This is a genomic window from Azospirillum largimobile (genome assembly GCF_977007025.2).
Map to the genome: position 1 here is coordinate 422,934 of NZ_CDRMUA020000002.1, position 9,567 is coordinate 432,500.

Sequence of the window (9,567 nt, forward strand, 5' to 3'; positions counted from 1 at the left end):
ATGACCGGCGAAACGCATCAGGACGAACTCGAAGACAGCAAGATGCCGCTGATCGATCATCTGATCGAGCTGCGGAACCGGCTGATGTGGTCGGTCGGCGCCATCCTGATCGCCTTTCTGCTGTGCTACGCCGTGTCGGACCGGATCTACAATTTCCTGGTCCAACCGCTGGCCGACCTGCTGGCGGGGCAGGGGCGGCGGATGATCTACACCGGCCTGACGGAAGCCTTCTTCACCTACGTGAAGGTTGCGTTCTGGGCCGGCTGCTTCATCTCCTTCCCGATCATCGCCAGCCAGATCTGGATGTTCGTGGCGCCGGGCCTGTACAAGCACGAGCGCAAGGCGTTCCTGCCCTTCCTGGTCGCGACTCCGGTGATGTTCCTGACCGGTGCCGGCATCGTCTATTACTTCATCTTCCCGATGGCCTGGCGCTTCTTCCTGGGCTTCGAGTTCCACCCCGGCGGCGACGCCAATGCCCTGCCCATCGAGTTCGAGGCGCGCGTCGGCGAATACCTGCATCTGGTGATGTCGCTGATCTTTGCCTTCGGCATCGCCTTCCAGCTGCCGGTGCTGCTGACCCTGTTGGTGCGCGTGGGGATCGTCAGCACCGACGCGCTGGCGTCGAAGCGGCGCTATGCCATCGTCGGCGCTTTCGTCGCCGCGGCGATCCTGACCCCGCCGGACGTCATCAGCCAGGTCAGCCTGGCGGTTCCGCTGATCGGGCTGTACGAGATCGCCATCATCATCGGCCGTCGCATCGAAAAGGCACGCGCCGCGGCGGAGACCGAGTAAGCCCGCCGCCGGCCGACTGTTTGCCTGTTGTCTGCCGTGACGCAGGGTAATAATCCGTCCGTCGTGGACATGCCGCCATTCTCGCGCTAAAAGCACGGTTCGGCCAATGGAAGGCCTTAGCCGCGCACCCGGAGCCTTGACCGTATGCAGACCGCCAACGACATCCGTCGCACGTTCCTGGATTTCTTCGCCAAGCAGGGCCATCAGATCGTCGACTCGTCGCCGCTCGTGCCGCGCAACGACCCGACGCTGATGTTCACCAATGCCGGCATGGTCCAGTTCAAGAACGTCTTCACCGGTGCCGAAACGCGGCCCTACAAGCGCGCGGTCACCTCGCAGAAATGCGTGCGCGCCGGCGGCAAGCACAACGACCTGGACAATGTCGGCTACACCGCGCGGCATCACACCTTCTTCGAGATGCTGGGCAACTTCTCCTTCGGCGATTATTTCAAGGACGACGCCATCGCGTTCGCCTGGAACCTGATCACCAAGGAATACGGCCTGCCGGCCGATAAGCTGCTGGTGACGGTCCACACCTCCGACGAGGACGCGGCGGGCATCTGGCGCAAGGTCGCCGGCCTGTCGGACGACCGCATCATCCGCATCCCGACCGACGACAATTTCTGGCGCATGGGCGACACCGGCCCCTGCGGCCCCTGCTCCGAGATCTTCTTCGACCACGGCCCGTCCATCGCCGGTGGCCCGCCGGGCAGCCCGGACCAGGATGGCGACCGCTTCATCGAGATCTGGAACCTCGTGTTCATGCAGTATGAACAGCTGGGTCCGGACAATCTGGTTCCGCTGCCCAAGCCGTCGATCGACACCGGCATGGGGCTGGAGCGTCTGGCCGCCGTCCTGCAGGGCAAGCACGACAATTACGACATCGACCTGATGCGGGCGCTGATCGTGGCGTCGGCCGAGGCGACCAAGACGGCGCCGGACGGCGCGCATGCCGTGTCGCACCGCGTCATCGCCGACCATCTGCGCTCCACCTCCTTCCTGATCGCCGACGGCGTGCTGCCGTCGAACGAAGGCCGCGGCTATGTGCTGCGCCGCATCATGCGCCGCGCCATGCGTCACGCCCACATGATCGGCGCGCGCGAGCCGCTGATGCACCGTCTGGTCCCGGCGCTGATCCAGCAGATGGGCGACGCCTATCCGGAACTGAACCGCGCCCGTGCCCTGATCGTCGAGACGCTGAAGCTGGAGGAAACCCGCTTCAAGCAGACGCTGGAACGCGGCCTGCGCCTGCTGGAGGATGAGGTCGGTCATCTCGGCGAAGGCCAGCCGCTGGCCGGCGACGTCGCCTTCAAGCTGTACGACACCTATGGCTTCCCGCTCGACCTGACGCAGGACGTTCTGCGCGGCCAGGGCCGCGGTGTCGACGAGGCCGGCTTCAAGGCGGCGATGGACGAGCAGCGCCGCAAGGCTCGCGAATCCTGGGCCGGCTCGGGCGAGGTCGGCACCGAGAAGCTGTGGTACGAGATCAAGGACGAACTGGGCGCCACCGAGTTCTTCGGCTACGACACCGAAGTCGCCGAGGGCAAGGTGACCGCCATCGTCAAGGGCGATGCCCGGGTCGAGGCCGCCAACATCGGCGATCAGGTGATGGTCGTCGTCAACCAGACGCCGTTCTACGGCGAATCGGGCGGTCAGGTCGGCGATGCCGGCGTGATCTTCTCCGCCGGCGGGGCCGAGGTCGCGGTCTCCGACACGCTGAAGAAGCTGGGTGCGGTGTGGGCCCATGTCGGCACCGTCACCAAGGGCACCCTCAAGGTCGGCGATGTTGTCGAACTGCGCGTCGACAGCGAGCGCCGCGCCGCCATCCGCGCCAACCACTCCGCCACCCACCTGCTGCACGAGGCGCTGCGTCACCGGCTGGGCGACCATGTCACCCAGAAGGGCTCGCTGGTCGCGCCGGAGCGTCTGCGCTTCGACATCAGCCAGCCGACCGGCCTCTCCGCCGCCGACATCGCCGCCGTCGAGGACGAGGTGAACCGCCGCGTTCTGGGCAACAGCGAGGTCATCACGCGCCTGATGTCCCCGGACGAGGCCCGTGGCCAGGGCGCCATGGCCCTGTTCGGCGAGAAGTACGGCGACGAGGTCCGCGTGGTCTCCATGGGCGGTCCGCATGGTGAACTCGACCGCGACTATTCCATCGAGCTGTGCGGCGGCACCCATGTCCGCCGCACCGGCGACATCGGCGTGTTCAAGATCGTCTCCGAGGGTGCCGTCGCCGCCGGCGTCCGCCGCATCGAGGCGCTGACCGGCACCGGCGCCAAGGCGTGGCTGTCCGAACGCGACCATCTGCTGACCGAGGCGGCGAGCGTCCTGAAGGTGAAGCCCGACGAGGTCCCGGCCCGCGTGGCGGTCCTGGTCGAGGAACGCCGCAAGATGGAGCGTGAACTGGCCGACCTGCGCCGCCAGGTGGCCATGGGAGGTGGCGCCAAGGCCGAGGGCGGCAACGAGGCCAAGGACGTCGCCGGCGTGAAGGTCGCCGCCCGCGTGGTCGAAGGCCTGCCGGCCAAGGACCTGAAGCCGATGGCCGACGAGCTGAAGAAGCAGGTCGGCTCCGGCGTCGTGGTTCTGATCGCGTCCAACGAGGGCAAGGCGTCCATCGTCATCGGCGTGACCGACGATCTGACCGGCACCTTGAGCGCCGTCGATCTGGTCCGCGTCGGCGCCGAGGCGCTGGGCGGCAAGGGCGGCGGCGGCCGGCCGGACATGGCCCAGGCCGGCGGCCCCGACGCCTCGCTGGCCCCGGCGGCGGTCGAGGCCATCGAAAAGGCCATCGCGGCCAAGAAGGCCTCCTGATCCTGATGGAACCCGGCCCCCGGACTGCTCCGGGGGCCGTTTTTCCGTTCATGCCGTTTTTGTCGAGGTCCGGCGATGGAACTCCCGACTCTTCCCTTCACCGTGACCGACTGGGCCGCTGTCCCGGTCACCGAACATCCGGGCGAATCCGGCAAGGCGCTGTGGCGCACGTTCCGCACCGGGGAACTGCGGGTGCGGATGGTCGAATACACGCCGGGCTACCTGGCCGACCATTGGTGCGACCGCGGCCATGTTCTGTTCGTGGTCAGCGGTGAACTGATCACCGAATTGAAGGATGGCCGCCGCTTCGTCCTGACCGCGGGCATGAGCTATCAGGTCTCGGATTTCGGCGACCACCCGCATCGGTCCTCGACCGAAATCGGCGCCACACTGTTTATCGTGGACTGAAACATCGTCGTTTGAGGGAGCAGGCCCATGCGCTTCACCGGCACCGACCGCTATGTCGCCACCGACGACCTGATGGTGGCGGTCAATGCCGCGATCACGCTGGAACGGCCGCTTCTGGTGAAGGGGGAACCCGGCACCGGCAAGACTGTGCTGGCGGTGGAAATCGCCCGCGCGCTGAACAAGCCGCTGCTGTCCTGGCATGTGAAGTCCACCACCAAGGCGCAGCAGGGCCTTTATGAATACGATGCGGTCAGCCGCCTGCGCGACAGCCAGCTGGGCGAGGCGAAGGTCCACGACATCGCCAACTACATCGTCCGCGGCAAGCTGTGGGAAGCCTTCGAGGCGCCGGAGGCCCCCGTCCTGCTGATCGACGAGATCGACAAGGCCGACATCGAGTTCCCCAACGACCTGCTCCTGGAACTCGACCGCATGGAGTTCCACGTCTACGAAACCCGCCAGACGATCAAGGCGGCCAATCGCCCCATCGTCATCATCACCTCCAACAACGAGAAGGAACTGCCGGACGCCTTCCTGCGCCGCTGCTTCTTCCACTACATCCGTTTCCCCGACCGCGAGACGATGGAGCGGATCGTCGATGTCCATTACCCCGGCCTGAAAGCCGCGCTGCTGCGCGAGGCGCTGAACCTGTTCTACGACCTGCGCGAGGTTCCCGGCCTGAAGAAGAAGCCCTCCACCTCCGAACTGCTGGACTGGATCAAGCTGCTGATGGTGGAGGACGTGGATCCCGAGACCCTGCGCGCCAAGGATGCCCGCACGCTGATCCCGCCGCTGTGCGGCGCGCTGCTGAAGAACGAGCAGGACGTGCACACGCTGGAACGGCTGGCGTTTCTGGCGAAGCGGGGGCGCTGAGGGGAGTTCAGGAAGCGGTTGCCCCCTCCCCATCCCTCCCCCGCTTCGCGGGAGAGGGGTTAGGATTTTTGGCGGCGTATACTGAAACGTGAAGCGGCGGCAGTCCCCTCTCCCGCGTTAGCGGGGGAGGGCTAGGGAGGGGGCAACCGCCGCAACCACTCCCCTCAAACCCCCTCCACCTCCTCCATCGCCACCCCCAGCGCCGTCCCCGCCACCGACTGCACCGTCACCCGGCTGCGCCCGCCGCCCAGCGGCATCACGCGGATCTGCGTGCCGATGCGCTCGACCATCGCCGGAACGTGGCTGATCACCCCCACCTGACGCCCGCCCGCCTGCAAGGCTTCCAGACAGGACAACGCCACGTCCAGGCTGTCGGGGTCGAGTGTGCCGAATCCCTCGTCGATGAACAGCGTGCCGATCCCGCCGGAGGTCCCCGCGGCCATCGCCGACAGTCCGAGCGCCAGGGCAAGCGACACCAGGAACAGCTCGCCGCCCGACAGGCTGTGCACCCCGCGCCGTTCGTCGCCCATCTCGCGGTCGACCACCTGGATTTCCAGATCGGCCCCCGCCACCCGTTCCAGCCGATAGCGGCGGGCAAGTTCCTCCAGATGCCGGTTGGCGTGGGTCAGCAGAAGGTCCAGGCTCAGGCTCTGGGCGAAATTGCGCATCTTCTGCCCGGTCGCCGAACCGATCAGCTGCGCCATCTTGCCCCACAGTGCGCAGCGCGCCTGCTGCGCCTCGATCGCCGCCGTCAACCCGGCCAGCCGCTGCCGGTTGGCGTCATCGGCCTCCAACCGCCCGCGCGCCGAGCCCAGCCGGTCGCGGTCCCGTTCCAACACCACGCGGGTGCTCTCCGCCACCGCGGCGGCTTCGTCGACACTCAGCGCCGGGCGGCCGGCCGGATGATGGCCCGCCGCATGATGGCCCGGCGCATGATGGTCAGCGCGCTGCAGGCGTCGTTCGGCAACCACGAGCGCCGCGTCGCCACGCGCCCGCTCCAGCACCGCCAGCGCCAGTTCTTCCGCCTCCAGTTCGCTTTCGGCGGCCGCCAGCAGCCGGCGGACCTCCTCCAACCCGACCCCCCGTTCGGCCACCGCCCGTTCTAGCCGCTCCCCGGCAACCCTGGCCTTGTCGGCGCACAGCCGGGCGGCCTCGCCGCGGGTCTCCCGTTCCTGTTCCGCTGCCGATAGCCGGGCGATGGCATCCTGCCGCGCAAAGGTGGCCTTCTCCATCAGTGCTTCGGCCTCGTGCCGCTCGCCGGCCAGCAGCTTGCGCACCAAGGCCACCGCCCGCCCGCCCAGCAGAGCGCCGCGCGCCGTCCGCGCCTCCGCCAGCCGCGCGGCCAGATCGCCGGCCCGCCCGCGTGCCTCCTCCTCCGCCCGCAGTGCGGCGTCCATCTCGGCGGTCTGCACCGCCCGCACGCCGCTGGCCCGCTCGACCTCGCGGGTGGCACGGGCCAGCGCATCGGTCTTTTTCCGATATTCGGCCACCCGTGCCGCCAACCCGGCCCAGTAATCCTCCGGCCCCCGCTCCAGCCGAGACCGCCACTCGGCATCTCCGGCCAGCCCTTCGGCCAACTCCGCCAGAGCGGATTGCCGGTCGGCCTCGGTCCGCTCGAGTGCGGCCACCGCGAGCGCCAAGGCCTGCCGTCCGTCCGCCAGCCGCTGCCGGGTCGCTTCGCATTCCGTTGCCAGCCCGGCCGCCGCGGTCTCCAGCCGCCGATGCTCCTGCTGCGCCGCATCCAGCCGCCGGCGATGGTCAAGTGCCTGTTCCTCGTCGGATGCAATGGCCGCAAGCTGCCGGTCCACCGTTTCGACCGCCCGACGGATGTCGGCGAGCGTTCCGCCCTCAACCTCCCAGCCGACAACATCCCAGCCGGCCACCGCCGCCTGCTCGGCCCAACGGACCGCAAGCCCTTCGGCCTCCCGTGCGAGAGCCGCCAGCCGTGCCGCCAGCCCGTCGGCCTCCTTGCGCGCCGCCCGTTCGGCCGCCTCCAGTGCCGCGTGGCGGGCGACCGTCGCGGCCAGTATCTCGCGCAACCCGGCAAGGTGCCGCTCCTGATCCTGCGTCACCCGGCCGAGCGGAGTCACGCCGGCGCCTGCCCAGGGATGGTCCGCCGATCCGCAGACCGGGCAGGCTTCCCCCTCCACCAGCCTCCCGCGCAGGCTTTCCACATCCTCGCGCTGGGCCAGCAGCAGCCGTTGCAGGGTCCGTTCCGCCTCCTCGACCGCCGCGCGTTGCCCGGCCCGGCTTTCGGCAAGCTGCCGCGCCGCCGTTCCGTCACGCTCCGCCTCGCCCAGCCGTTGCAGCCGCTCTCTCTCGGCCGTTTCACGCTCCGTGGTAAGCCGCTGGCGCGCGTCGCCGGTGGCGAGCAGCGCCAGCAGCCCGTCCCGCCGGCGGCCGGCCTCGCCCCGTGCCTGCCGTGCCTCGTCGAGCGACGGTGCCGCCTCGCTCCGCAGGGTCTCCAGCCGCTGCTCGGCCGTGCGGCAGCGCTCCCTCGCCTCGGCGAGCCGGATTCCCACGCCTTCGGCAGCGGCTTCCGTCGAGGCAAGCTCCTGCTCCAGCCGTAGACGCTCCCGGGCGGCAGCCTCCCTTGCTCGTCCATCGGCGATGGCGCGTTCCAACAGCCGATCCCAGCGCTCCCACTGGTTAGCCACCACGGCGAAGATCGCCTGATCCCGCAGCCAGACCTCCAGCCGCGCGGCATCGTTGCGTGCCGCCGACAGGGTGGTGTCGATGTCCTGCGCCGCTTTCCGCGCCGTGCCGCTCCGCTGCGCCGCCGCCTTTGCCGTCGCCTCGGCGGTTTCTTGCTCGCTCGTCAGCGCCGTAATCCGCCCGTCCAGGTCGGCCGCTCGTTCAAGATCCGGTTCCGCCTTGGCTTGCTCCGCGCAAGCGGCTTCGAAGCGCCGCCGGGATTCGCCATGACGGGCGGCGGCTTGCTCCACCGCCAGCCGCGCCGCTTCCCGGGCCTCCGTTGCGCGCTCCACGGCCGCTGTTGCTTCGGCAGCTTCGCCGCTCGCCCTGTCGGCATCGGCCAGCAGCGGGCGCAGCGGTTGAAGCCCGCGCAGCCGGGCAGCCGCCTCACGCCGTCCCTCCGCCTCGACCCATTCCCGCTCCGCCGCTTCGGCTGCCTCGACCGCCTTGCCCTCGGCCGCCGCGAGTTGCCCGTCGCGCTCATGCCAAGCCAGCGCTGCCTGGGCAAGGGCCAGCGCCTGCTCACCGCCACGCACCGCATCCGCCGCTTCGCCGGCCTCAGTCTGCAAGGCGGCGCGGTCATCGTCGTTCAGCACCCCGATGCCGCCGCCTTGCGCCACCAACCTGTCGAGCGTTTGCTTCTCCGCATTCCCCCGCTCATGCGCCGCGACGGACAGCCGGGAGTAGATTTCCGTCCCCGTCAGCAGTTCCAGCAGGGCAGACCGCTCGCGCGGCGGCGCCTTCAGGAAGGTGGCGAAATCGCCCTGGGCCAGCAGGACCGCCCGACGGAACTGCTCGAACGTCAGGCCGAGCCGCCATTCGATCTCCTCCAATACGCTCTTCTTGCCGTCGCCGAAGCGCCGCTCGCCGTCGAGGCTGCTCAGCGACATGCTCTGTTGCTGCAAGGCACCCTGCGCCTTCTGCCGCGCCCTTCGCACCTCCCAGCGCGCGCGATAGGCGTCGCCGTCGATCCCGACGAAATCCACCTCCGCCCAGCCGAACCCTGCGCCCCGCCGCAGGACCGTGCGCACGTCGGTGGTGCGGATGCTGTTGGGATCGCCCTCGGGGCCCAGCATCTCGCCGCGCCCCTCCGGGAGCCGCGGCATGCTGTCGAACAGGGCAAGGCACAAGGCATCCAGGATCGTGCTCTTGCCGGCGCCGGTCGGCCCGGTGATGGCGAAAAGGCCGGCCCGCCGCAACGGCTCCCGGTCGAAATCGATGGCGAAGGGGCCGTCCAGGCTGGTCAGGTTGGCGCCGCGCACCGCGAGAATCCGCATCACATCGTCTCCTGAACGCCGGTCAGCAACTCATGGAAGGCCGTCATCAGGTCCGGGTCCGGGTCGCCTTCATGGCTGCGGCGGTAGAGCCGCCGGAACACCTCTTCAGGCTCCAGCGAAGCCAGATCGACCGGCGGCGCGCTGTCCGCCAGCGTTTGCCCGCTGCCGGTCAGCCGCACCCCCAGCTTCAGCAGCCGCACCGGCCGGCCGGCCAGCACCGCCTCGACCTCGTCGCGCAGGGCGGGGCGCGGCTCCGGCAGGGTGACCGTCACCTCCAGGAATGGCCAGGCGTCGCGGGGCAGGGCGCCGTCCAAGTCTAGCCGCTTCAGCCTGTCGAGTGCCGCCTCCGGACTGGCTTCGCTGACCCGGTGGATCGTCACATGCCGCGGCACCCGCAACGCCTCATGCCCGACCAGCCGGCCGCCTGCGAACTCGGTCAGAACCACCTGATGGGGATAGGGTTGCTCGTCCAGCGCCAGCGGGATCGGCGAACCGCTGTAACGCACGGCCTCGCGCCCGCCGACCGCCTGCGCCCGATGCAGGTGGCCCAGCGCGACATAGGCCGCGTCTTCTGGGAAAATGTCGACCGGCAAGGCGTGCAGGTTGCCGCCCAGGATCTTGCGCTCGCTCAGCTCGGACAGGGCGCCGCCCCGCATATAGCAGTGTCCGGTCAGGATCAGCGCTTCGCCGGGGCGGCAACGGTCGCGGCCGC

6 protein-coding genes (1 of these 6 cut by a window edge) are annotated in these 9,567 nt (G+C 69.3%); 4 read left to right on the forward strand and 2 right to left on the reverse strand.

Features of this window, described 5'->3' with window-relative positions:
* The 4 genes from tatC to ACWPKK_RS15305 all read left to right on the forward strand — a co-directional run bounded on the left by tatC (position 1) and on the right by ACWPKK_RS15305 (position 4,884).
* Positions 1–792, forward strand: coding sequence for a twin-arginine translocase subunit TatC (gene tatC / locus ACWPKK_RS15290; protein ID WP_324866942.1), 792 nt, complete (start codon positions 1–3; stop codon positions 790–792).
* A gap of 144 nt (positions 793–936) precedes the next feature.
* Positions 937–3,606, forward strand: coding sequence for an alanine--tRNA ligase (gene alaS, locus ACWPKK_RS15295; RefSeq protein ID WP_452005618.1), 2,670 nt, complete (start codon positions 937–939; stop codon positions 3,604–3,606).
* A 75-nt stretch (positions 3,607–3,681) separates the two neighbouring features.
* Positions 3,682–4,014 (forward strand): DHCW motif cupin fold protein, encoded by a 333-nt coding sequence (locus ACWPKK_RS15300; protein WP_452005621.1) that lies wholly within the window; start codon positions 3,682–3,684, stop codon positions 4,012–4,014.
* Positions 4,015–4,041: 27 nt separating this feature from the next.
* A complete protein-coding gene (locus ACWPKK_RS15305) occupies positions 4,042–4,884 on the forward strand; it encodes an AAA family ATPase (protein ID WP_452005624.1) in 843 nt (280 codons plus the stop codon).
* Positions 4,885–5,048: 164 nt separating this feature from the next.
* Here the strand turns inward: ACWPKK_RS15305 and ACWPKK_RS15310 are convergent, their stop codons facing one another.
* Positions 5,049–8,855 (reverse strand): AAA family ATPase, encoded by a 3,807-nt coding sequence (locus ACWPKK_RS15310; protein WP_452005627.1) that lies wholly within the window; start codon positions 8,853–8,855, stop codon positions 5,049–5,051.
* A protein-coding gene (locus ACWPKK_RS15315) for an exonuclease SbcCD subunit D C-terminal domain-containing protein (RefSeq protein ID WP_452005630.1) crosses the window boundary here: on the reverse strand, positions 8,855–9,567 show its 3' portion. The gene runs 532 nt beyond the window's last position; only the last 713 of its 1,245 coding nucleotides appear in the window; its start codon lies beyond the right edge, outside the window; the stop codon is at positions 8,855–8,857. The genes ACWPKK_RS15310 and ACWPKK_RS15315 overlap by 1 nt, the downstream gene beginning before the upstream one ends.